Origin of the sequence: Streptomyces sp. NPDC048643, from assembly GCF_040650615.1 — a bacterium.
In the GTDB taxonomy this organism is placed as follows: Bacteria; Actinomycetota; Actinomycetes; order Streptomycetales; family Streptomycetaceae; genus Streptomyces.
Genome location: NZ_JBEZHO010000006.1, coordinates 94882 through 117416 on the forward strand (window position 1 = coordinate 94882; position 22535 = coordinate 117416).

At 72.1% G+C, this 22535-nt stretch carries 21 protein-coding genes; 14 read left to right on the plus strand and 7 right to left on the minus strand.

Annotated elements, in window-relative coordinates:
* The first annotated feature begins 14 nt into the window (after positions 1 to 14).
* The gene (ligD, locus tag AB0C62_RS08415) at positions 15 to 1046 is read left to right on the plus strand and encodes a non-homologous end-joining DNA ligase (protein WP_362970844.1); all 1032 of its coding nucleotides are present in this window, start codon (positions 15 to 17) and stop codon (positions 1044 to 1046) included.
* A 464-nt stretch (positions 1047 to 1510) separates the two neighbouring features.
* The gene (locus AB0C62_RS08420; protein ID WP_362970846.1) at positions 1511 to 2545 is read left to right on the plus strand and encodes a LacI family DNA-binding transcriptional regulator; all 1035 of its coding nucleotides are present in this window, start codon (positions 1511 to 1513) and stop codon (positions 2543 to 2545) included.
* A 349-nt stretch (positions 2546 to 2894) separates the two neighbouring features.
* Here the strand turns inward: AB0C62_RS08420 and AB0C62_RS08425 are convergent, their stop codons facing one another.
* The gene (locus AB0C62_RS08425; protein WP_362971112.1) at positions 2895 to 3680 is read right to left on the minus strand and encodes a VOC family protein; all 786 of its coding nucleotides are present in this window, start codon (positions 3678 to 3680) and stop codon (positions 2895 to 2897) included.
* A 271-nt stretch (positions 3681 to 3951) separates the two neighbouring features.
* On the opposite strand from AB0C62_RS08425, the gene AB0C62_RS08430 reads away from it, so the two are divergent.
* The gene (locus tag AB0C62_RS08430; protein ID WP_179165336.1) at positions 3952 to 4197 is read left to right on the plus strand and encodes a WhiB family transcriptional regulator; all 246 of its coding nucleotides are present in this window, start codon (positions 3952 to 3954) and stop codon (positions 4195 to 4197) included.
* Between the two features lie 448 nt (positions 4198 to 4645).
* On the opposite strand, the gene AB0C62_RS08435 is transcribed toward AB0C62_RS08430, so the two are convergent.
* The 3 genes from AB0C62_RS08435 to AB0C62_RS08445 form a co-directional block, all read right to left on the minus strand.
* A complete protein-coding gene (locus tag AB0C62_RS08435) occupies positions 4646 to 5623 on the minus strand; it encodes an acyl-ACP desaturase (RefSeq protein WP_362970848.1) in 978 nt (325 codons plus the stop codon).
* A gap of 228 nt (positions 5624 to 5851) precedes the next feature.
* A complete protein-coding gene (gene ddaH, locus AB0C62_RS08440; RefSeq protein WP_362970850.1) occupies positions 5852 to 6628 on the minus strand; it encodes a dimethylargininase in 777 nt (258 codons plus the stop codon).
* 124 nt (positions 6629 to 6752) lie between these two features.
* Entirely contained in the window at positions 6753 to 8387 is a 1635-nt protein-coding gene (locus AB0C62_RS08445) for an ABC-F family ATP-binding cassette domain-containing protein (RefSeq protein WP_362970852.1), read from the minus strand.
* 303 nt (positions 8388 to 8690) lie between these two features.
* Between AB0C62_RS08445 and AB0C62_RS08450 the strand changes: the two genes are divergently transcribed.
* On the plus strand, positions 8691 to 9371 hold the full coding sequence (locus AB0C62_RS08450; protein WP_362970854.1) for a GPP34 family phosphoprotein: 681 nt from the start codon (positions 8691 to 8693) through the stop codon (positions 9369 to 9371).
* A 117-nt stretch (positions 9372 to 9488) separates the two neighbouring features.
* Positions 9489 to 10289, plus strand: a complete 801-nt coding sequence (locus AB0C62_RS08455; RefSeq protein WP_362970856.1) for an isocitrate lyase/phosphoenolpyruvate mutase family protein — start codon at positions 9489 to 9491, stop codon at positions 10287 to 10289.
* A 51-nt stretch (positions 10290 to 10340) separates the two neighbouring features.
* Here the strand turns inward: AB0C62_RS08455 and AB0C62_RS08460 are convergent, their stop codons facing one another.
* Positions 10341 to 10757, minus strand: coding sequence for an SsgA family sporulation/cell division regulator (locus AB0C62_RS08460; protein WP_362970858.1), 417 nt, complete (start codon positions 10755 to 10757; stop codon positions 10341 to 10343).
* A gap of 272 nt (positions 10758 to 11029) precedes the next feature.
* On the opposite strand from AB0C62_RS08460, the gene AB0C62_RS08465 reads away from it, so the two are divergent.
* A complete protein-coding gene (locus AB0C62_RS08465) occupies positions 11030 to 12133 on the plus strand; it encodes an oxidoreductase (protein WP_362970860.1) in 1104 nt (367 codons plus the stop codon).
* Positions 12134 to 12171: 38 nt separating this feature from the next.
* On the opposite strand, the gene AB0C62_RS08470 is transcribed toward AB0C62_RS08465, so the two are convergent.
* Positions 12172 to 12468: a YciI family protein gene (locus AB0C62_RS08470; RefSeq protein WP_362970862.1), complete on the minus strand. Its 297-nt coding sequence runs from the start codon at positions 12466 to 12468 to the stop codon at positions 12172 to 12174.
* Positions 12469 to 12532: 64 nt separating this feature from the next.
* Here AB0C62_RS08470 and AB0C62_RS08475 point away from each other — a divergent pair, with 64 nt between their 5' ends.
* Positions 12533 to 13222: an endonuclease V gene (locus AB0C62_RS08475; RefSeq protein ID WP_362970864.1), complete on the plus strand. Its 690-nt coding sequence runs from the start codon at positions 12533 to 12535 to the stop codon at positions 13220 to 13222.
* 185 nt (positions 13223 to 13407) lie between these two features.
* Complete coding sequence (locus AB0C62_RS08480) at positions 13408 to 13554, plus strand: hypothetical protein (protein WP_362970866.1); 147 nt, start codon at positions 13408 to 13410, stop codon at positions 13552 to 13554.
* 91 nt (positions 13555 to 13645) lie between these two features.
* Here AB0C62_RS08480 and AB0C62_RS08485 read toward each other — a convergent pair whose 3' ends face one another.
* The gene (locus tag AB0C62_RS08485; RefSeq protein WP_362970868.1) at positions 13646 to 14818 is read right to left on the minus strand and encodes a saccharopine dehydrogenase NADP-binding domain-containing protein; all 1173 of its coding nucleotides are present in this window, start codon (positions 14816 to 14818) and stop codon (positions 13646 to 13648) included.
* Positions 14819 to 14957: 139 nt separating this feature from the next.
* Between AB0C62_RS08485 and AB0C62_RS08490 the strand changes: the two genes are divergently transcribed.
* The 6 genes from AB0C62_RS08490 (at position 14958) to AB0C62_RS08515 (ending at position 22451) form a co-directional block, all read left to right on the plus strand.
* Positions 14958 to 15338 carry an MmcQ/YjbR family DNA-binding protein gene (locus AB0C62_RS08490; protein ID WP_362970870.1) on the plus strand — a complete coding sequence of 127 codons (381 nt, stop codon included), beginning with the start codon at positions 14958 to 14960 and terminating at the stop codon, positions 15336 to 15338.
* Between the two features lie 287 nt (positions 15339 to 15625).
* Entirely contained in the window at positions 15626 to 16762 is a 1137-nt protein-coding gene (locus tag AB0C62_RS08495) for a CaiB/BaiF CoA-transferase family protein (protein WP_362970872.1), read from the plus strand.
* Positions 16762 to 17775 (plus strand): LLM class F420-dependent oxidoreductase, encoded by a 1014-nt coding sequence (locus tag AB0C62_RS08500; RefSeq protein ID WP_362970874.1) that lies wholly within the window; start codon positions 16762 to 16764, stop codon positions 17773 to 17775. The genes AB0C62_RS08495 and AB0C62_RS08500 overlap by 1 nt, the downstream gene beginning before the upstream one ends.
* Before the next feature lie 66 nt (positions 17776 to 17841).
* Positions 17842 to 18984 carry an acyl-CoA dehydrogenase family protein gene (locus tag AB0C62_RS08505; protein ID WP_362970876.1) on the plus strand — a complete coding sequence of 381 codons (1143 nt, stop codon included), beginning with the start codon at positions 17842 to 17844 and terminating at the stop codon, positions 18982 to 18984.
* A 21-nt stretch (positions 18985 to 19005) separates the two neighbouring features.
* A complete protein-coding gene (locus AB0C62_RS08510) occupies positions 19006 to 20220 on the plus strand; it encodes an acetyl-CoA C-acetyltransferase (protein ID WP_362970878.1) in 1215 nt (404 codons plus the stop codon).
* A 38-nt stretch (positions 20221 to 20258) separates the two neighbouring features.
* On the plus strand, positions 20259 to 22451 hold the full coding sequence (locus AB0C62_RS08515) for a 3-hydroxyacyl-CoA dehydrogenase NAD-binding domain-containing protein (protein ID WP_362970880.1): 2193 nt from the start codon (positions 20259 to 20261) through the stop codon (positions 22449 to 22451).
* Positions 22452 to 22535 lie beyond the last annotated feature (84 nt).

Below are 22535 nucleotides of genomic sequence, written 5' to 3' on the forward strand. Positions count from 1 at the left end.
CTACCGTGGCTCGCATGGGCGATGCGGTGGAACTCGAGGCAGCCGGCAGGACCGTACGTCTGTCCAGTCCCGGCAAGATCTTCTTCCCGGAGCGCGGCTTCACGAAGCTGGACCTCGCCCAGTACTACCTGGCCGTCGGCGACGGCATCCTGCGCGCCCTGCGCAACCGCCCCACCACCCTGGAGCGCTACCCCGACGGCGTGGCCGGCGAGTCCTTCTTCCAGAAGCGGGCGCCCAAGAACATGCCCGACTGGATCCCCACCGCCCACATCACCTTCCCCAGCGGGCGCAGCGCCGACGAGATGTGCCCCACCGAGCCGGCCGCCGTGCTGTGGGCCGCGCAGTTCGGCACGCTCACCTTCCACCCGTGGCCGGTGCGCCGCGACGACGTCGACCGGCCCGACGAACTCCGGATCGACCTCGACCCGCAGCCCGGGACCGACTACACGGACGCGGTCCGCGCCGCCCACGAGCTGCGCCAGGTGCTTCACGAGTACGGCGACCTGCGCGGCTGGCCCAAGACCTCCGGCGGCCGCGGCCTCCACGTCTTCGTGCCGATCCAGCCGCGCTGGACCTTCACACAGGTGCGCCGGGCCGCCATCGCCGTCGGACGCGAACTCGAACGCCGGATGCCCGACCACGTCACCACCGCCTGGTGGAAGGAGGAGCGGGGCGAGAAGATCTTCGTGGACTACAACCAGACCGCGCGCGACCGCACCATCGCCTCCGCCTACTCCGTACGCCCCCGGCCGCACGCGCCCGTCTCCGCGCCGCTGCGCTGGGACGAGGTGGACGACGCCCGGCCGCGGGACTTCGACCTGGCGACCATGCCGGCCCGCTTCGCCGAACTCGGCGACGTGCACGCGGACATGGACGACCAAGCCTTCTCGCTGGAGGCCCTGCTGGAGCTCGCCAGCCGCGACGAACACGACCACGGCCTCGGTGACCTCCCGTATCCGCCCGAGTATCCGAAGATGCCGGGCGAGCCCAAGCGGGTCCAGCCGAGCCGGGCCAGGCACGAGGACGCGGAGCCGCCGGGCGCCTGAGCCGGCCCCGCTCGACGTCCTCGATTCGACGCCGCGGGCGCGGTGTTGGCCGGCGTCCTGGAGGGTCCGCCCCGTGCTGAGGCGGTTCGCCTCGGTGGCCGCCCAGGAACGTCTGCACGTGCTCCGCATCGGGGGAGTCCGCGTGGCCGGCGCCTCGGAACGGCCGTCCCGCGTTGCGGGAGTGCCGTGTTACGGGAGTACCGAGTCGGCCGGCGCCCGGAACGCCTTCCCCGCGCGCCGGGAGGGTGCCGCCTCGGACAGTGACTCGGCACGGTTGCCCGCGCGGCCGGAGGCGCTGACTTGGCCGGCGCCCGGGACCGCCCGCCGCCCGCGGGGAGTGCCGCCCTCCTCGGCGGATGCGGCTCTGAACGGCGCCCCGCACACCGGGGTTCGCACTGATCCGCACGGCACCCCCCGCTGCGGCGCGGCTATCCTGATCCGCATCCGCCGAGGAGGTGCCCTGCATGACCGAGACCGTGTCGCGCCCCACGCTGGAGGCCGTGGCCGCGCGGGCCGGAGTCTCCCGGGCCACCGTGTCCCGGGTGGTGAACGGCGGCGACGGAGTGCGCGAGCCGCTCGCGGAGCGGGTACGCCGAGCCGTCGAGGAACTCGGCTACGTGCCGAACCAGGCCGCGCGCAGCCTGGTCACCCGCCGCCACGACGCCGTCGCCGTCGTGATCGCCGAACCGGAGACCCGCGTCTTCGCCGACCCTTTCTTCGCCCACCAACTTCGCGGCATCAGCAAGGAGTTGACGGCGCACGACTCGCAACTCGTGCTGCTGCTCACGGAGGGCCGCGACGACCACGCGCGCGTCGCCCGCTATCTCGCCGGTGGCCACGTCGACGGAGCGCTCGTCTTCTCGCTGCACCTCGACGACCCGCTGCCCGGCCTGATCCACGGGGCGGGCGTGCCCACCGTGTTCGGCGGGCGGCCCGACTGGGGCGGGAGCGACCGCGAGTCGGTGTACGTCGACTGCGACAACCGGGGCGGTGCCCGGCAGGCGGTGCGCCACCTCATCGGCCTCGGCCGCACCCGCATCGCCCACATCACCGGCGCCCTCGACCAGACCTCCGCTGTCGACCGCCTCGACGGCTTCCGGGACGTCGTGGGCGATGTCGACCCGGCCCTCGTGGCGGAGGGCGACTTCACGCCCTCTGGCGGGGAGCGCGCGATGCGGGAGCTGCTGGAGCGCCGCCCGGACGTGGACGCCGTGTTCGTGGCGAACGACCTGTCGGCCCTCGGCGTGCTGCGCGTCCTGCGCGAGGCCGGGCGGCGGGTCCCCGAGGACGTCGCCGTGATCGGCTTCGACGATATGCTGCCGATCGCGGAGCAGACGGACCCGCCGCTCACGACGGTCCGTCAGGACATAGAGGAGATGGGCCGGTTGATGGCCCGGATGCTGATCCGGGGCCTGGAGGGCGGGAGGGGGACGGACACCGACCCCGAACGCTCCGGTGTCGTCCTGCCGACGACCGTGGTGGTCCGGGGCTCGGCGTAACCCTTCGGCGGAGGCCTTCGAGCGACGGAATCCGAGCGACGGAATCCGAGTGGCGGTACCCGGGTGCCGGATTCCGAGCGGAGCCATCCAGGAGTGGAATCGCGTGAGTTGGACCGGGCGCGAGCACCGGCGCCCCCACCCGGGTCCGCTCGGCGCGGGCGCCCGTGCCCCTTCGCAGGGTGACCCTGACCGAACGAGCCGACCGGGACGGACCCGACCGGACCGACCGCCAGGCCGGAGCGCGGATCCTGGCAGCACCCGAACACGGAAGGGGCCGCCCCGGTACGCACCGGGACGGGGCCCCTTCGCCTTGCGGCGGCCCGGGTTCCGGGCCCCTCCGGCCGGAGGATCAGCCCTGCTGCTGCGCGCTCTTGATCACCGCGAAGCGCGCCCCGTACGGATCGGTGAGCTTGGCGGCGCGGCCGACGCCCTCCATGTCGGTCGCGGGCATCCGCACCGTACCGCCGAGTTCCTGGGCCTTCGCCACCACGGCGTCCGTGTCGGCGACCTCGATGTACGGCAGCCAGTACGCCCCGGAAGCGGACTCGACCGGGTCGTCGGCCAGCGGGACCACGCCGCCGAACATGTCCTCCGAACCGGCTGGATTGATACAGGTGTAGACGCCGCCGGGGAACGGGACCGCCGAGGTCTCCCAGCCGAACACCGCGTTGTAGAACGCGGCGGCCGCCGCGATGTCCGGGGTGTACAGCTCGACCCAGCACAGCGAGCCCGGGTCCGTGGCGAGGCCCAGGCCCTTCGTCCGGGCCGGCTGCCAGATCCCGAAGGGCACGCCCGCCTTGTCGGCCAGCACCGCCATGTGGCCCTCGCCCATCACGTCCATGGGTGGCATCAGCACGGCGCCCCTGGCCTGTTCGACCGCCTTGGCCGTGGCCTCGGCGTCCGCACTCTGGAAGTACACGTTCCAGGACGGGGGGCCCTGCTCGGGGGTGGTCTGCATGCCGCCGGCGACGGTCTTCCCGTCGATCTGGAAGAAGCCGTAACCACCGGCGTCGGGCCCCGCCGACGTGAACTGCCAGCCGAACAGGGCTCCGTAGAAGGAGATGGCGCCGTCGATGTCGGATGTGCCTACATCCAGCCAGTTCGGCGAGCCGTTGACGAAACGGGTGGTGAGCATCATTGCCCTCCTTTGAGGGGTCCCGCTGCCTTTGACACCGAGTCTTCCACCGCCCACCGACAATCGCGGCCGGGACGCGCACTCCCGTCCCGAGACCCCGCGCCGCTACGCTCGGTGGCCGGGCGGATTCGCATGGTTCTCGTCGCCCCCCGCGCGCCGCCGTGCTCAGGACCGTCCCGCGGGGGCATCATCGGGGCCGCCGGAGGCGTCGGAATCCCGCGTTGATCCCGCGTTGATCGAACGTTTTTCGCGGCGGGGCACGATCCTGAACATGCCCATGGAAACGATCACTCCGTCCGACATCGCCTGGCAGCAGCAGGCGCTGTGCGCGCAGACGGGGGCGGACTTCTTCTTTCCCGAGCCCGGCAGTTCGGTGCGCGAGGCGAAGCGCATCTGCGGGATGTGCGACATGCGGTCCGCGTGCCTCGACTACGCGCTGAGCAACGACGAACGCTTCGGCGTGTGGGGAGGACTCTCCGAGAAGGAGCGCCTGGGTCTGCGCCGCGCCCGCGAATGACAGGGCACGCACCGCGCTCCTCCGGTGGCGCCAGGCACCGGAGAACCCTGAGGTGACCGGTCGGCTCCGCGGTGAGGATCCGGGGGCGCGTCCGGGCGGGTTGCGGAGTCAGGCCCGGGGACGGGTTCCGCCGTTCCGGAAGGCGCTCCCGACGCCCCTCTCCCGTACGGGAGTTCGCGGGTGTCTCGCCGGTCGTGCCGGGCGCGGGGCCGAACCGGCCCCTCTTCCGGCCTGGTTGGGCGACGACCGCCCGAGCGGTGAGCCGCCGTCCTCGGACGCGGGGGCGGGGTCGTAGCGCGCGGGCGGGCGCGCGCCGGTCTCCAGAACCGGGACGCGCCGATGCGCATCCAGTCGCCCCGTCCCCCTGAACGTGCGAGAACCCCCGCCTCACGTACCCCGTGCGAGCGGGGACAGGAGACGGGGGTCGAGCGCGGGACCGCGCGGGGGCCTACGCGTTCGCGCGGGCCGCCATGCGCGCCTTGCGGGCCGCGAGCTTCTCGTCGAACTTCGACGCCTCGGCGTCGAGGCCGCCCATGAAGAAGCCGAGCTCCTCCTGGGCCTGGAGCCCCTCGGGGCCGAGGCCGTCGATGTCGAGCACCTTCAGGTGACGCAGCACCGGCTGCAGCACGTCGTCGTGGTGGATACGCATGTTGTAGACCTCGCCGATGGCCATCTGCGCGGCCATGCGCTCGAAGCCGGGCATGCCGTGACCGGGCATGCGGAAGTTGACCACGACGTCCCGCACGGCCTGCATCGTCAGGTCGGGGGCGAGCTCGAACGAGGCCTTCAGGAGGTTGCGGTAGAAGACCATGTGCAGGTTCTCGTCGGTCGCGATGCGCGCCAGCATGCGGTCGCAGACCGGGTCGCCCGACTGGTGGCCGGTGTTGCGGTGCGAGACCCGGGTCGCCAGCTCCTGGAACGCGACGTACGCGACGGAGTGCAGCATCGAGTGGCGGTTGTCCGACTCGAAGCCCTCGCTCATGTGCTGCATACGGAAGGCCTCGAGCTTGTCCGGGTCCACGGCGCGCGAGGCGAGCAGGTAGTCGCGCATCACGATGCCGTGCCGGCCCTCCTCCGCGGTCCAGCGGTGCACCCAGGTGCCCCAGGCGCCGTCCCGGCCGAAGAGGGAGGCGATCTCGTGGTGGTAGCTCGGGAGGTTGTCCTCGGTGAGGAGGTTGACGACCAGCGCGATGCGGCCGATCTCGGTGACCTTGGACTGCTCCTTGTCCCAGGCCTCGCCGTCCTCGAAGAGACCGGGGAAGTTACGGGCGTCGCTGAACGGCACGTACTCGTGCGGCATCCAGTCCTTGGCCACCTTCAGGTGGCGGTTGAGCTCCGTCTCGACCACTTCCTCCAACGCGTACAGCAGGCGTGCGTCGGTCCAGGCGGCTGACGGGCTGCCGAGGTGAGGGGAAGTGATCGTCACGGTTGCTCCAGAGGGGGACGGGGACTACTACGAGCGGAGAAGCCAACCTACGGCATCGTAGGCTACGTATCCGTAGGTTACGTTGCCGTAGGTTAAGGACTCCGTAAAGAGCGCTGATCAGCAGGGTTTCGGGCAAGATCGCTCACTCCCTGGAACCCCACGAAAGCGCTCCGGAAGCGGTTCGGAACGGCAGGTCGGCGGGTACCCACGAGCGTCTTGATCACTCGGTCAGGTGTACAGCTCCCGGAGCCGGACCGAGAGGCACGTCACACATCCTTCGAGCTTCTCGAACTCGCTGATGTCGACCAGGACCGGTGTGTGTCCGAGGTCCGCGAGCAGTTCCGCGGTCTTCGGGGCACTCTTCGCCATCAGGAGCCTCCCGCCGCCCAGCAGCACCACGTGCGCCCCGGACTCCTCCGGCACCGGCAGGAAGCGCGGGAAGAGGGCGGCGGAGTCCACGAGGGGTTCGTACCCGATCACCGTTCCGTCGGGCAGCGCGGTGACCGCCGACTTCAGGTGCAGCACCGTGCTGACAGGGACGGCCACGACCCGCGCCCCGAGCGGCTCGAAGACGGCGCGCAGCTGCCGCACGCCGTCCGCGTCGGTCCGCCCGCCCCGGCCCACGTAGATCGTGTCGCCGACCTTCAGGACGTCGCCCCCGTCGAGGGTGCCCGGCTCCCGGATCCGGTTGACCGAGCAGCCGAGCCGCTCCACGGCCTCCTCGACCCCGGCGCTCTCGCCGCGCCGGGACTCCGCGCCGGAGCGGGCGATCAGGGCGACGTTGCGGAAGACGACGACGGCGTCCTCGACGAACACCGCGTCCGGGCAGTCGTCGGCCGGGTCGACCTCGACGGTCTCCCAGGCGTGCGCGCGCAGCACCTCGACGTACGCCTCCCACTGCGCGACCGCCCGCTCCACGTCGACCGGGGCGCGGTCGATGTGCGTCACCAGCCCCTCGGCGAGGCGGGGGCCGGGACGGCGTACGAGCGCTTTGCGGCTGGGCACAGGCAGGTCTCCGATTCGGCAGGGGGTCGTCGGCGCACGTGCGGCGCGCTCGAAGCGCGCGAAAGCCCCCAGCTTCACGTCGGGCACCGTCACACCCGACGCTAGGCCGCCCCCGCCGTCCGCACTAGAAGGGATACCCGACAGTTTCCGGAGCGATTTCTTTCAGTTCTCCTCCTTCCAGCAGCAGCCGGCGCGTGATGCCGATCGACTCCAGGAACGGCATGTCGTGGCTGGCGACGACGAGTGCGCCCTCGTAGGACTCCAGGGCGGTGGTGAGCTGGCGGACGCTCGCCATGTCGAGGTTGTTCGTCGGCTCGTCGAGCATCAGCAGCTGGGGGGCGGGCTCGGCGAGCATCAGGGCCGCGAGCGCCGCCCGGAAGCGTTCGCCGCCGGAGAGTGTCGCCGCCCGCTGGTCGGCCTTCGCCCCCTTGAACAGGAAGCGGGCCAGCCGGGCCCGGACGCGGTTGTTGGTGGCCGTGGGCGCGTACCGGGCGACGTTCTCGGCGACGGTCAGTTCGTCGTCGAGAACGTCGAGCCGCTGCGGCAGGAACCGCAGGGGCACATGGGCCCGGGCGTCACCGGACACGGCGTCCAGCTCGCCCGCGATCGTGCGCAGGAGCGTCGTCTTGCCCGCTCCGTTGCGCCCGATCAGCGCGATCCGCTCGGGGCCACGCAGGTCGAACATGCCGTCCACCCGCGCGCCGTACCGCAGTTCCAGCTGTTCGAGCGTGAGGACGGTGCGCCCCGGCGGTACGGCCGTGTGCGGCAGATCGACGCGGATCTCGTCGTCGTCCCGTACGGCCTCCACCGCCTCGTCGAGACGCTCCTTCGCCTCGCTGAGCCTCTCCTCGTGCAGGATGCGGTGCTTGCCCGCGGACTCCTGCGCCGACCGCTTGCGCGCCCCCATGACGATCTTCGGCTCGCGCTTCTGGTCGTTCATCTTCTGGCCGTACCGCTTGCGCCGGGCCAACTTGACCTGTGCGTCGACCAGTTCGCGCTTCTGCTTCTTCAGGTCGGACTCGGCGACACGCACCATGCGCTCGGCCGCCTCCTGTTCGCCGGCGAGGGCCTCCTCGTACGCCGAGAAGTTGCCGCCGTACCAGGTGACCCCGCCGGAGTGCAGGTCGGCGATCTGGTCGACCAGGTCGAGGAGTTCGCGGTCGTGACTGACCACGACCATGACGCCGGACCAGGCCTCCACGGCCGCGTACAGCCGCTGTCGCGCGTACACGTCGAGGTTGTTGGTGGGTTCGTCGAGGAGGAGGACGTCGGGGCGGCGCAGCAGCAGGGCCGCAAGCCGCAGCAGTACCGACTCGCCGCCGGACACCTCGCCGATGGTGCGGTCCAGGTCGACGTGCCCGAGGCCGAGCTCACCGAGGGTGGCCAGGGCCCGTTCCTCCACGTCCCAGTCGTCGCCCACGACGTCGAAGTGTTCCTCGGCGGCGTCGCCGGACTCGATGGCGTGCAGGGCGGCCCGCCGCGCGGCGATACCGAGCGCCTCGTCGACCCGCAGGCCCGTGTCGAGGGTGACGCTCTGCGGCAGGTGGCCGATCTCGCCCGCGACCCGGACGGTGCCGTCGGCCGGGGTGAGTTCGCCGGCGATCAGCTTCAACAGCGTCGACTTTCCTGACCCGTTGACTCCGACGAGACCGGTCCTGCCCGGCCCGAACGCGATCTGGAGGTCGTCGAAGACGTCGGTGCCGTCCGGCCACGCGAAGGACAGGGAGGTGCACGTGATGGAGGTGGGGAAGGTTGACATGAGGGCCTCGCGGTTGCTGGAAACGGTCGGGGGTACGCGTTCGGGACACCGCGAGGCGACGACGATCCAGTTCGGAGGAGAGCGAGAAGAAGGCCCTGTGCCGAAGGACGGCTCGAACGCCGAGGTCGCACGCTGCGCACACGGAAGCCGGACAGAACCGACTGCGTGTGACGCGGTGTCTCAGACCTCAGACGAGCAACGTCCTTCTCCATTCGACGGCAACAGAACCGCTGTACACCGTAGGGACGGCCCCGGGGGCTGTCAAAGGATTAACGTGGCCCCCACGACACCTAAGGAGATCCCGTGCCGAACGGCCCGCTCTCGCTGCCCGCCCGGCTCTACCTCCTGGCCTGGGACACCACGAAACCCAAGGTCACCGGGTCGACCCACCTCCACCACCTGGTGCGCGCCGGTGCCCTCACCGAGCTGGCCCAGCGCGGGCTGCTCGTCGACGACGACGGCATCGTCACCCCGGTGGACCCCGACTCCCGGACCGGGGACCTGGTCCTCGACGGGCTGCTCGAACTCGTCGCGGAGTCCCGCCCCCGCAAGTGGAAGGCCTGGGTCACGCTGCGCGCCCGGGTCACCCTGGACGCCGTCCGCGCGCAGCTGGCCGCCGAGGGATACCTGCGGGCGGAGAAGAAGCGGGTCCTCGGACTCTTCCCCTCCGTGGACTACACCCTGGACCGGATCCCCGTCGTGGACGCGCTGCGCGCCGAGGCACGCCAGGTGCTGGAGGGGCCGGTGCCGGTCGCCGAGGTCGGTGACCGCGACGCGGCCCTCGTCGCCCTCGCCACCGCGGCCGAGCTGCGCACCCTCGCCTCGGCGAAGGAGCGCAAGCTCCACAAGGCCCGCATCGACGAACTCACCGAACGCGGCGGCGCGGCGGCCCCGGCCCTGAAGAAGGTCATCCAGGAGGTCAGGACGGCGGTCATCGTGGCGGCGACGACCGCCTCGACCACGGCGGCGACCACCGGAGGCTGAGCCGCGCGAACCGACGTCCGGGCGCTCTTCGAACCGGTGTTCCTGGCCGGAGATGTGTCGCACGTTCATGCCGGATTCCTGCCAGCCCCGCGTCCCGGCCCGTGTTTGGCTCCTTCCGTGACCACCACGGAACAGCTCCGCGCGACCGCCCTCGCCTTCCGCGCCCTCCACGTCCCCGGCCGGCCCCTCGTCCTCCCGAACGCCTGGGACACGGCGAGTGCCCGCATCGTCGAGCAGGCCGGCACGGCGGCGGTGGCCACGACCAGCGCCGGGCTCGCCTGGGACCTGGGCGCCGCCGACGGGGACGTGCTCGACCGGGAACGCGTGCCGGCCGCCGTCGCGAGGATCACGGCCGCGGTGGCCGTGCCGGTCAGCGCGGACGTCGAGAGCGGATACGCGCCGGACGCCGAGGGCGTGGGCGACACCGTCCGCGCGGTGCTCGCGGCGGGCGCCGTGGGCGTGAACATCGAGGACGCCCTCCACACGGAGGGTGCCGGGCCGCTGCGCCCCCTCGCCGAGCAGGCGGACCGTATCGCGGCGGCCCGCGCGGCCGCCGACACGGCGGGCGTGCCACTGTTCGTCAACGCGCGCATCGACACGTTCCTGCGAGGTGCGGGCGGGGTGGAGGAGACCCTGGAGCGCGCCGCGGCGTTCCTCGCCGCCGGAGCCGACGGCGTCTTCGTCCCCGGAGCCGTCGACCCGGTGACGGTCGAGGCGCTCGCCGGGGGCATCGACGGACCGCTGAACATCATGGTGGGCCCGGGCGCGCCCACCGTCGCCGAGCCGGCCGCTCTCGGGGTGGCCCGTGTCAGCGCGGGTTCGGGCATCGCGCAGGCCGCCCACGCCCTGGTCCGTCGTGCCGCGCGGGAGCCACTGGACACGGGGACCTACGGCGCGATGGCCGGCGGGTTCGACTAAGGGGAGCTCAACTCCCCTCTGGACAACGACCGCTGACGAGGTCTCAGCTCCTCAGCAGGTGCCCCGCATCAGCTCCGCGAGATCCTGGTCCAGGTCGACCTGGAGGTGCTCAAGACCGACCGGGACCAGCTCGGTCGTCAGCTGCAGGAAGTCCCGTACCTCTCCCGAGCGCACATGGACCACCGCGGTGCCCTCGGGGGCGTGGAACTCCAGCACGGTGCGGTCGTAGCCGTACGGCCGCACCCGTACGTCACCGAACCCCACCGCGTCCTCGAGGCCCGCCACCAGCAGCTCGCGGGCGAAGGTCCAGCAGACCTCGACGCCTTCGAGGGTCGCGGGGGCGGGGAAGGTCATGCGGACGGCGAACGGGTCGGTCCGGTCGTAGTGGAGGGTCGCGGGAATGCTCGGCATCCGCGGGGCGGCGGCGACGAGGCGGGCCTCAACGGGCTGCTCGATGACGGTGGACAACGCCTTTGCTCCCTTGTGACGACTGGACGGACTCCGGGTGGATGACGCCGGTCATTGGAAGAGACGGAAAAATGACACGGCACGTGCACCCGTGACCCGAGTGACCTCTGTCACCGGGGCCGTGTACCGGGGAGATCCACTTTCCCCGACAGCGGCCGTCCCATTCCGTCCCGTGCTCGCAGGACACCCCTGAGGACACCCGGACGGGCCCCCGAGGTTCCCGCCGGAGGCCATCTGGACGGCATCGGGCGAGTGGACTAGCTTCGCCCGCCATGAGGGGCTTGGGGAAGAAGAGGCGCACGGGTCGGTCGGTCACGGTGGGGTTGAGCGTCGCCACGCTCGCCGCGGCGCTCGCGGCGGCCGTGCCCGCACAGGCGCGCGAACCGTCGCACGATCGGACACGGACTCCACAGTGGGCGCTCAAGGACAGCGGGACGGACGCGCGGTTTCGCGGCCTGGCCGCCGTCAGCCGGAACTCCGCCTGGGTGGCCGGCTCCAAGGGCACCGTGCTGCGCACCACCGACGGCGGTGCGCACTGGCGCGACGTGTCGCCGCCCGGCGCCGCGGACCTGGAGTTCCGTGACGTCGAGGCGTTCGACGCGCGGCGGGCCGTGGTCCTCGCCATCGGTGAGGGCGAGGCCTCCCGGGTGCTCAGGACCGAGGACGGCGGCGCAACCTGGACCGAGTCCTTCCGCAACACCGACGCCAAGGCCTTCTACGACTGCCTCACCTTCTTCGACCCGCGCCACGGCCTGGCGATGAGCGACCCCGTGGACGGCCGGTTCCGCATCCTGTCGACCAGCGACGGCGGACGCTCCTGGAAGGTGCTGCCGAGCCGCGGCATGCCCGCCGCGCAGGAGGGCGAGGCCGGATTCGCCGCGAGCGGCCAGTGCCTGGTCACCTCGGGGCCGCGCGACGTGTGGCTGGCCACGGGAGGGGCGGCGAGCGCGCGGGTGCTGCACTCCGCGGACCGCGGTCTGACCTGGACCGCCGCCGACACACCCGTCCCCGCGGGCGACCCCGCACGGGGCGTGTTCGCGCTCGCCTTCCGCGACCGGGTCCACGGGCTCGCGGTCGGCGGCGACTACCGCGCCGACCAGGCGTCGCCGCGGGCCGCCGCAGTCACCGCCGACGGCGGCCGCACCTGGACGACGGCCGACCGGCCGCCGCCCGCCTACCGCTCCGGCGTCACCTGGCTCCCGCACAGCCGCACATCCGCGCTCGCCGTTGGCCCCACCGGCACCGACCTGACCACCGACGGCGGCCGCACCTGGCGCACCCTGGACACCGGCTCGTACGACACCGTGGACTGCGCACCCGACCTGGGCTGCTGGGCCTCCGGCGAGAAGGGACGGGTCGCCCGGCTGGAGCGCTGAACCGGGCGCGTGCCGGTCACCCGGGGGAGGGGTGCCGCTCAGCCGAGCGGCTCGCGGTACCGCTCCAGCCCGGGTGCCGTCTTCGTCGCGACGAACTCGGTCACGCGGTACGCGCACACGCCCGCGGTGACGAACGGGTCGCCCGCGATGATCTCCTCGATCCGCGCCCGGTCCTGTGCGACGGCCAGGATCACCCCGCCGTCGCGCGGGTTCTTGCGCCCCGACGCGAGGAAGGAGCCGGCCGCGTACTGCTCGTCCAGCCAGGCGACATGGGCTTCCAGGACGGCGTCGACGGCGTCGAGCGGCGCGGTGTAGGTCAGCTCCAGTACGAACATGATCGCGAGCCTACCTCCGGCCCGGTGGGGCGCTGCGCGGGTGAGGTCCTAGGCTCCTTCCATCATGAAGACCGTGAGGATTCCGGCGGGCTGGCCCGTCACCGAGGACCAAGCCCGCGCCGTGCAGGACGAGTTGAGGGAGCGGGTCGTCCTCGACGAGCCGGGTCCGCCGCCCGGCACCGGCCACGTCACGGGCGTCGACGTGGCCTACGACGACGAGCGGGACGTCGTGGCCGCGGCGGCCGTCGTCCTCGACGCGGCGACCCTCGACGTCGTGGCGGAGGCCACCGCGATCGGCCAGGTCTCCTTCCCGTACGTGCCCGGGCTCCTCGCCTTCCGGGAGATCCCGACCGTCCTCGCCGCACTGGACGCCCTGCCCTGCCCGCCGGGCCTGGTGGTCTGCGACGGCTACGGTCTCGCCCACCCGCGCCGCTTCGGTCTCGCCGCCCATCTCGGTGTCCTCACCGGACTCCCCACCATCGGCGTCGCCAAGAACCCGTTCACCTTCGCCTACGACGATCCGGGCCCCCACCGCGGCAGCGCCTCACCGCTCCTCGCCGACCGCGACGAGGTCGGCCGCGCACTGCGTACGCGGGACGGTGTGAAGCCCGTGTTCGTCTCCGTCGGCCACCGCGTGGACCTCGACAACGCCTGCGCGCACACGCTCGCGCTCACCCCGAAGTACCGCCTCCCGGAATCCACCCGCCGCGCGGACTCGCTGTGCAGGCGGGCCCTCCAGGAGGCAACGGCCTGACACGGCCGCCCAGTTGGCTCCGCGCACCGCGAACGCGGTCTCCACGTGCGGCATGTGAGCACGTCGTCCTGGCGCGCCGTCCGAGCGGACCACCTGAGCCGGTCGTCCGAACGAGGCGACCGAGTACGTCTTCTGAGTACGCGCACGGATGCGACCGCGCGGCCCGGATCGGCAGGCCGGCCCGCATGACCTCACACCGCGCTCCGAAGGCCGCAGCCGGCCCCGCCCAGCCCGTCGAGCGCGCCGTCACGGCGGCGCTGCTCCTCGCCGTCCTGGCCGGACTCGCCTGGATCTGCGGGATGATCTGGACGGTGACCGGCTGGGCGACGTGACGGACGCCGAGCCGGGGCCGGACACGACCGGCCCGGGACACCCCTCGCCCACCCGGCGGCACCGCCGGGCGTCCCGCGTCGAGCAGCAGCGCTACCGGACCGCGGCCACCCGGAACGTGATGCCCGCCGCGCGGAGCCGCCCGATCAGCGCGTCACCCATCGCCACCGCCGGGGTGACCTGCCCGGACGTCTTCGGCAGGTCGTCGAGAGCCAGGGCCATCGCCGCCTCCGCGAGCATCTTGGCGGTCTCGTCGTAGCCGGGGTCGCCGCCCGCGACCTCGGTGAACACGCGTCGGCCACCGCCCTCGCCCACGAAGCGCACCGAGAACCAGCTCTTCGCCCGGCGCGCCGCACTCGGCCCCTCGCCCGGCTTGAAACGGTCGGACAACCAGCGCCGCGCCGACGGCAGTTGGGCCGCCGCGAAGAGCGCGCTCACCCCGGCCAGCCCGCCGAGAGCGACGGGCAGGCGGCGTACGGCCGCGTAGTGGCGGTAGCGGAAGTCCGGTCCGTACCGCTCCAGGGCCCGCGCCGAGCGCTGTACCACCTGGGCGTCGATCGTGGGCAGGGGCAGCGCCCAGGCGCCGACCTCCCCCGCGAACCGTGGCGCGCCCAGCGGCGCCACGGCGCGGCGGCCCATCAGCCGCGGCTCGTGGTGCCTGCGGTCCCGGGCGGCCGCGATCATCTGCGGGCCCCGGGCGAACTGGTTGAGGGCGGAGTTGAACGTGCCGCCCGAGAACATCGCCTGGGAGCGGACGAATCCGTCCACCCGCAGCGGCACGTCCTCGGGGAGCTGTCCCACGGTGAAGTACGCGCCGAGGTCGTGCGGGATCGAGTCGAAACCGCAGGCGTGCACGAGCCGCGCGCCCGTCTCCCGCGCGCGTGCGTCGTGCCGCACGTACATCAGGTCCACGAACTCCGGCTCGCCGGTGAGGTCCAGGTAGTCGGTCCCGGCATCCGCGCAGGCGGCCACCAGCTCCTCCCCGTACGTGACGTACGGCCCCACCGTGCTGGCCACCACGCGTGCGTGCCGGGCGAGTTCGCGGACCGAGTCCGGGTCCGTCACGTCCGCCCGGAGCACTCCGGGCGCGCCGACGAGCCGCTCCCGCAGGCGCTCCAGTTTCTCCTCGCTGCGTCCGGCGATCGCCCACCGCAGCCCCTCGGGCGCGTGCGCGGCGAGGTACTCCGCGGTGAGCTCTCCGACGAACCCCGTGGCTCCGAAGAGCACGACGTCGTACGCGCGGTCCGTCCCGTTCGGCCTGCTCATGACACCTTCCCCACTGTGGACTGCGCTCGACCGCGCGGTGGCCCCACGTCGTGTGCGAAGCGCCGTTGTCGGTGGCTGAGGCTAGCGTGAGGTACGAGCAGCCGGGCGACGAGGTCGCACGAACAGGCCGGAGGTAGTGGTGGCCGTGCCGAAAAACGCGTTGAAAGAGTGGCAGAAGGTGCGCGCGTTCGCGCTCGGCCTGCCCGGCGCCACGGAGGAGTTTCCCTGGGGCGAGACCGTGGCCAAGGCCAACAAGAAGGTCTTCGTCTTCCTCGGTGTCGACGACGGCAGCCACCCGTTGGCCGTCACGGTGAAGCTCACGGACGAGGAGACGCACGCGCACGCGCTCACCTCGCCCGGCGCGGAGCCCGCCGGTTACGGCCTGGGCCGGGCCGGCTGGGTGCGCATACCCCTGGAGGAGTCGGGGGCTCCCCGGGCGGAGCTGCTGTGCGACTGGGTCGAGGAGAGCTACCGGGCCGTCGCCCCCAAGCGGCTGGTCGCTGAGCTGGACCAGGCCTGAGCGTGATGCAGGACCCGCCGAGCGTGGTGCAGGACCTGCCCCGAGCGTGGTGTCGGACCTGCGCCGATCGCGGAAGCGGACCGGTTCGACATCCCGACCCCGGAGCCGGCCTCACCGTCGGCCCATGGCGTCCGTTTCGGGCCCTCCGGTCCCTTCCGGACCCCTTCGGTCATCTCCACTCACCGGGAATTTAACTAAGCGCTTGCTCGTCAGGGGCTTGCCCGGAGTGGAACACGTTCTTAACATCGCTGATGTCACATCAGTAGTGTCACAGTGCTGGGAGCTTGATGGCAGTGACAGGAACGCCGGGGCACGGCCCCCTCGCCGGGGTGCGTGTCGTCGAGCTGGCGGGCATCGGACCCGGCCCGTTCGCCGCCATGCTCCTGGCCGACCTGGGAGCGGACGTCGTGCGGGTGGACCGCCCCGACGGCCCCGGCCTCGCGATCGATCCGGCCCACGACGTCACCAACCGCAACAAGCGGTCCGTGATCATCGACCTCAAGGCCGAGAGCGGTCCGTCCCGGGTCCTCGACCTGGCCGAACGGGCCGACATCCTGATCGAGGGCTACCGCCCCGGCGTCGCGGAGCGCCTCGGCGTCGGCCCCGAGGCCTGCCACGCCCGCAACCCGAAGCTCGTCTACGGCCGGATGACCGGCTGGGGCCAGGACGGCCCGCTCGCCCAGCGCGCCGGGCACGACGTCGCCTACATCGCGCTCACCGGCACCCTCGGCATGATCGGCAGGCCCGACGAGGCCCCCGCCGTCCCCGCGAACCTCCTCGGCGACTACGCGGGCGGCTCCCTCTACCTCGTCGTCGGCGTCCTCGCCGCCCTCCACCACGCGCGCGAGAACGGCGCGGGACAGGTCGTGGACGCGGCCATCGTCGACGGCACCGCCCACCTGTCCGCGATGATCCACGGCATGATGGCCGCCGGCGGCTGGCAGGACCGGCGCGGCGCCAACCTCCTCGACGGCGGCTGCCCGTACTACGGCACCTACGAGACGGCCGACGGCGGCCACATGGCCGTGGGTCCCCTGGAGGGCCGGTTCTACGACACGTTCGTCGACCTGCTCGGCGTCCCGGAGCTGCGCCCCGCCCGCAAGGACCTCGCCCGCTGGCCGGAACTGCGCGAGACGGTCGCCGCCCGCTTCAAGACCCGTACTCGGGACGAGTGGACCGCGGTGTTCGACGGATCCGACGCGTGCGTGGCGCCGGTCCTCTCGCTGCGCGAGGCACCCGCCCATCCGCACCTCGCGGCCCGCGGCACCTTCGTGGACCACGGCGGCATCACCCAGCCGGCCCCCGCGCCGCGCTTCTCCACCACCCCCACCTCCGTGCGCGGCGGTCCCGCCCTGCCGGGGGCCGACACCGCGGACGTGGCCCGTGACTGGGACGTACCCCGGCTGACCGAGGACGACGACTGATGGAACTCTCCCTCCCGCTCGACTACGCGGGCGACGCGCGAGCGGCAGCCGACGAGGTCGCCGCCCTGGAGGCCGCCGGTCTGGACGCCGTCTGGGTCGCCGAGGCCTACGGCTTCGACTCGCCCACGGTCATGGGCTACCTGGCCGCCCGCACCGAGCGCATGAAGATCGGCGCCGCGATCCTGAACGTCTACTCGCGCACCCCCGCCCTGATCGCCCAGACGGCGGCGGGGCTCGACGCGGTCTCCGGGGGCCGCGCGATCATCGGCCTCGGCGCCTCGGGCCCGCAGGTCGTCGAGGGCTGGCACGGGAAGGCGTACGACAAGCCGCTCGGCCGGACCCGCGAGACCATCGAACTGACCCGCCGCATCCTGCGTCGGGAGGTCATCGACCACCACGGCATCACCGACATGCCCCGCCCCGGCGGCCTGGGCAAGCCACTGAAGATCCTCACCACGCCCGTGCGCCCCGAAGTCCCGCTGTACGTCGCCTCGTTGGGCCCGGCCAACGTACGGATGACCGCGGAGATCGCGGACGGCTGGCTCCCCACGCTGTTCATCCCCGAGAAGGCCCACCAGGTGTGGGGGACCGCCCTGGCCGAGGGCAGGGCGCTGCGCGACCCGTCGCTCGGCCCCCTCCAGGTCGTCGCCGGCGGCCCGCTCGCGATCGGCGAGGACGCGGTGGCCCTGCGCGACCTCGTCCGCCCCCGCGTCGCCCTCTACGTGGGTGGCATGGGCGCCCCGGGCAAGAACTTCTACAACGACCTCGCGGTGGCGTACGGCTACGAGAAGGAGGCCCGGCTCATCCAGGAGCTGTACCTCTCCGGCCGCAAGGCCGAGGCGGAGGCGGCCGTGCCGGACGAGTTCTGCGAACTGATGTCGCTGTGCGGCCCCGAGGCCTACGTCCGCGAGCGCGTCGACGCCTTCCGGGCGGCCGGGGTGACGATGCTCAACGTGACGCCCGTGGGCCCGGAACCGGCCCGGCTCATCGAGACCGTCAAGGGCTGGCTCTGACCGGCCGTCCGGCCGACACGCCCCGACCGTGGACCCCCGCACGCACACCAGGAAGGCCGTTCCCGCATGAAGCGGCAGATCTTCACCGCCGAGCACGAAGCGTTCCGTGAGACCGTCCGCACCTTCCTCGCCAAGGAGGTGCTGCCCCACTACGAGCAGTGGGAGAAGGACGGCATCGTCTCGCGCGAGGCCTGGCGGGCCGCCGGCAGGCAGGGCCTCCTCGGGCTCGCGGTGCCCGAGGAGTACGGGGGCGGCGGCAACGCGGACTTCCGCTACAGCGCCGTCCTCGCCGAGGAGTTCACCCGCGCGGGAGCCGCCGGTCTCGCCGTCGGCCTGCACAACGACATCATCGGCCCCTATCTCACCGGCCTCGCCACCGAGGAGCAGAAGCGGCGCTGGCTGCCCGGCTTCTGCGACGGCTCGCTCATCACGGCGATCGCCATGACCGAACCCGGCGCGGGATCCGACCTCCAGGGCATCACGACGCACGCCGAGGACAGGGGCGACCACTTCCTGCTCAACGGCTCCAAGACCTTCATCTCCAACGGGATCCTCGCCGACCTCGTGATCGTCGTCGCCCGGACCACCCCCGAGGGCGGCGCGCACGGGCTGTCGCTGCTGGTCGTGGAACGCGGCAGCGAGGGCTTCGAGCGGGGCCGCAACCTCGACAAGATCGGCCAGAAGTCCCAGGACACCGCCGAGTTGTTCTTCAACGACGTGCGCGTGCCCAAGGAGAACCTCCTCGGCGAGCCGAACGGCGCCTTCGTCCACCTGATGACGAACCTCGCGCAGGAACGCATGGGCATCGCGGTCGCCGCCATCGCGGGCGCCGAACACCTGCTGGAGATCACCACCGAGTACGTGAAGGAGCGCGAGGCGTTCGGCCGGCCGCTCGCCAGACTCCAGCACATCCGCTTCGAGATAGCCGAGATGGCCACCGAGTGCGCCGTCACCCGCACCTTCCTCGACCGCTGCATCGTCGACCACTCCGACGGCCAACTCGACGCGGTGCACGCCTCGATGGCCAAGTGGTGGGCCACCGAACTCCAGAAGCGGGTCGCCGACCGCTGCCTGCAACTGCACGGCGGCTACGGCTACATGACGGAATACCGGGTCGCCCGGGCCTTCACCGACGGACGCATCCAGACCATCTACGGCGGGACCACCGAGATCATGAAGGAGATCATCGGCCGTTCCCTGCTCGGCTAACCCTCCCCGAAAGGCTTACCAGTGAGCACCGAAGCGTACGTGTACGACGCGATCCGCACCCCGCGCGGCCGCGGCAAGCAGAACGGCGCCCTGCACGGCACCAAGCCCATCGACCTGGTCGTCGGGCTCATCCACGAGGTGCAGCGCCGCTTCCCGGACCTCGACCCGGCCGCCATCGACGACATCGTCCTCGGCGTGGTCGGCCCGGTCGGCGACCAGGGCTCCGACATCGCCCGTATCTCCGCGATCGCGGCGGGCCTGCCCGACACCGTGGCCGGCGTCCAGGAGAACCGCTTCTGTGCCTCGGGCCTGGAGGCCGTCAACCTCGCGGCGATGAAGATCCGTTCGGGCTGGGAGGACCTGGTCCTCGCGGGCGGCGTCGAGTCGATGTCCCGGGTGCCCATGGCCTCGGACGGCGGCGCCTGGTTCGCCGACCCGATGACCAACCTCGCGACCAACTTCGTGCCGCAGGGCATCGGCGCCGACCTCATCGCCACCATCGAGGGCTTCTCCCGCCGCGACGTCGACGAGTACGCGGCGCTCTCCCAGGAGCGCGCCGCCGCCGCCGTGAAGGACGGCCGGTTCGAGAGGTCCGTCGTCCCCGTCAGGGACCGGGCCGGTCTCACGGTCCTCGACCACGACGAGTTCCTGCGCCCCGGCACCACCGCCGACTCCCTCGCCAAGCTGAAGCCGTCCTTCGCCGACATCGGCGACCTGGGCGGATTCGACGCCGTGGCCCTGCAGAAGTACCACTGGGTCGAGGCCATCGACCACGTCCACCACGCGGGCAACTCCTCGGGCATCGTCGACGGCGCCTCGCTCGTCGCCATCGGCTCCCGCGAGGTCGGCGAGCGCTACGGCCTCACCCCCCGCGCGCGGATCGTCTCCGCCGCCGTCTCCGGCTCCGAGCCCACCATCATGCTCACCGGGCCCGCGCCCGCCACCCGCAAGGCGCTCGCCAAGGCCGGCCTGACCATCGACGACATCGACCTCGTCGAGATCAACGAGGCCTTCGCTGCCGTCGTCCTGCGCTTCGTCAAGGACATGGGCCTGTCGCTCGACAAGGTCAACGTCAACGGCGGCGCCATCGCGCTGGGCCACCCCCTCGGCGCCACCGGCGCGATGATCCTCGGCACCCTCGTCGACGAACTGGAGCGCCAGGACAAGCGGTACGGCCTCGCCACCCTGTGCGTGGGCGGCGGCATGGGCATCGCCACGATCGTCGAGCGCGTCTGACCTTCCCAACGGATCACGGATCTACGGAGCATCCCCTGATGAGCACTGAGCCCACCACCATCCGCTGGGAACAGGACGAGACCGGCGTCGTCACCCTCGTCCTCGACGACCCCGACCAGTCCGCGAACACGATGAACCAGGCGTTCCGCGCCTCCCTCGCCGCGATCACAGACCGCCTGGAGGCCGAGAAGGACTCGATCCGGGGCGTGATCTTCACCTCCGCCAAGAAGACCTTCTTCGCGGGCGGCGACCTGCGCGACCTCATCCGGGTCACCCCCGACACCGCCCAGGACCTCTTCGACGGCGGTCTCGCCATCAAGCGCGACCTGCGCCGCATCGAGACCCTGGGCAAGCCGGTCGTCGCCGCGATCAACGGCGCCGCCCTGGGCGGCGGCTTCGAGCTCGCCCTCGCCTGCCACCACCGGGTCGCCCTCGACACCTCCGGCACCAAGATCGGCTGCCCCGAGGTCACCCTCGGCCTGCTCCCCGGAGGCGGCGGAGTCGTCCGCACCGTACGGCTGCTGGGCATCGCCGACGCCCTGCTGAAGGTCCTCCTCCAGGGCACGCAGTACAACGCGACGCGCGCCCAGGAGAACGGCCTCGTCCACGAGGTGGCCGCCACCCCCGAGGAGATGCTCGCCAAGGCGCGCGCGTTCATCGACGCCAACCCCGAGTCCCAGCAGCCCTACGACAAGCCGGGCTACCGCATCCCGGGCGGCACCCCGGCCAACCCGAAGTTCGCGGCCAACCTGCCCGCGTTCCCGGCCAACCTGCGCAAGCAGACCAACGGCGCGCCCTATCCGGCCCCGCGCAACATCCTCGCGGCCGCCGTCGAGGGCTCCCAGGTCGACTTCGAGACGGCCCAGGTCATCGAGGCCCGCTACTTCGTCGAGCTGGCCGCGGGCCAGACCTCGAAGAACATGATCCAGGCGTTCTTCTTCGACCTCCAGGCCGTCAACTCCGGCGCCAACCGGCCCCAGGGCATCGAGCCGCGCCCGGTCCGCCGGGTCGCCGTGCTCGGCGCGGGCATGATGGGCGCGGGCATCGCCTACTCGTGCGCCCGTGCGGGCATCGACGTCGTCCTCAAGGACGTGACGGCGGAGGCCGCGGCCAAGGGCAGGGAGTACTCCGAGAAGCTGTGCGCCAAGGCAGTGTCCCGGGGACGGACGACGCAGGAGAAGGCCGACGCCCTGCTCGCCCGCATCACGCCCACCGCGGACCCGAACGACCTCGCGGGCTGCGACGCCGTCATCGAGGCCGTCTTCGAGGACACCTCCCTCAAGCACAAGGTGTTCCAGGAGATCCAGAGCGTCGTCGAACCCGACGCCCTCCTCTGCTCCAACACCTCCACCCTGCCGATCACCGCGCTCGCCGAGGGCGTCGAGCGGCAGGAGGACTTCATCGGGCTGCACTTCTTCTCGCCCGTCGACAAGATGCCGCTGGTCGAGATCATCAAGGGCGAACGTACCGGTGACGAGGCGCTCGCCCGTGCCTTCGACCTCGTACGGCAGATCAAGAAGACCCCGATCGTCGTCAACGACTCGCGCGGCTTCTTCACCTCCCGCGTCATCGGGCAGTTCATCAACGAGGGTGTCGCGATGGTCGGCGAGGGCATCGAGCCCGCCTCCGTCGAGCAGGCCGCCGCCCAGGCCGGCTACCCGGCCAAGGTCCTCTCCCTGATGGACGAGCTGACGCTCACCCTGCCGCGCAAGATCCGCAAGGAGTCGCAGCAGGCCGTCGAGGAGGCGGGCGGCACCTGGGAGACCCACCCGGCGGAGGCCGTCATCGACCGCATGGTCGACGAGTTCGGCCGCCCCGGCCGCAGCGGCGGCGCCGGCTTCTACGAGTACGGCGAGGACGGCAGGCGCGGCCGGCTGTGGCCGGGACTGCGCGAGCACTTCACCCAGGCCGGCCACGAGATCCCGTTCGAGGACATGAAGGAGCGCATGCTCTTCTCCGAGGCGCTGGACACCGTCCGGCTCCTGGAGGAAGGCGTCCTGACCTCCGTCGCCGACGCCAACATCGGGTCCATCTTCGGCATCGGCTTCCCCGGCTGGACCGGCGGCGTCCTGCAGTACGTCAACGGCTACGAGGGCGACGCCGGCACCGGACCGGCCGGATTCGTGGCCCGCGCCCGGCAGTTGGCCGAGCGCTACGGCGACCGGTTCACCCCGCCCGCGCTGCTCGTCGAGAAGGCGGAGAAGGGCGAGCGCTTCACCGACGCGAGCTGACCCGGCACGTGCCACGGGGTGACCCGTCACCCCGTGGCACGTGGATGCGCTCCGCGGGACGGGCGCCGGACGCCGGCCGGCGAA

Coding starts and splice junctions, on each gene's coding strand:
- AB0C62_RS08430 (WP_179165336.1), top strand. CDS start 3,952: ATGCCCATGGAAACGATCACTCCGTCCGACATCGCCTGGCAGCAGCAG.
- AB0C62_RS08470 (WP_362970862.1), bottom strand. CDS start 12,468: ATGTTCGTACTGGAGCTGACCTACACCGCGCCGCTCGACGCCGTCGAC.
- AB0C62_RS08480 (WP_362970866.1), top strand. CDS start 13,408: ATGACCTCACACCGCGCTCCGAAGGCCGCAGCCGGCCCCGCCCAGCCC.
- AB0C62_RS08475 (WP_362970864.1), top strand. CDS start 12,533: ATGAAGACCGTGAGGATTCCGGCGGGCTGGCCCGTCACCGAGGACCAA.
- AB0C62_RS08465 (WP_362970860.1), top strand. CDS start 11,030: ATGAGGGGCTTGGGGAAGAAGAGGCGCACGGGTCGGTCGGTCACGGTG.
- AB0C62_RS08515 (WP_362970880.1), top strand. CDS start 20,259: ATGAGCACTGAGCCCACCACCATCCGCTGGGAACAGGACGAGACCGGC.
- ligD (WP_362970844.1), top strand. CDS start 15: ATGGGCGATGCGGTGGAACTCGAGGCAGCCGGCAGGACCGTACGTCTG.
- AB0C62_RS08445 (WP_362970852.1), bottom strand. CDS start 8,387: ATGTCAACCTTCCCCACCTCCATCACGTGCACCTCCCTGTCCTTCGCG.
- AB0C62_RS08420 (WP_362970846.1), top strand. CDS start 1,511: ATGACCGAGACCGTGTCGCGCCCCACGCTGGAGGCCGTGGCCGCGCGG.
- AB0C62_RS08425 (WP_362971112.1), bottom strand. CDS start 3,680: ATGCTCACCACCCGTTTCGTCAACGGCTCGCCGAACTGGCTGGATGTA.
- AB0C62_RS08495 (WP_362970872.1), top strand. CDS start 15,626: ATGGCAGTGACAGGAACGCCGGGGCACGGCCCCCTCGCCGGGGTGCGT.
- AB0C62_RS08505 (WP_362970876.1), top strand. CDS start 17,842: ATGAAGCGGCAGATCTTCACCGCCGAGCACGAAGCGTTCCGTGAGACC.
- AB0C62_RS08485 (WP_362970868.1), bottom strand. CDS start 14,818: ATGAGCAGGCCGAACGGGACGGACCGCGCGTACGACGTCGTGCTCTTC.
- AB0C62_RS08500 (WP_362970874.1), top strand. CDS start 16,762: ATGGAACTCTCCCTCCCGCTCGACTACGCGGGCGACGCGCGAGCGGCA.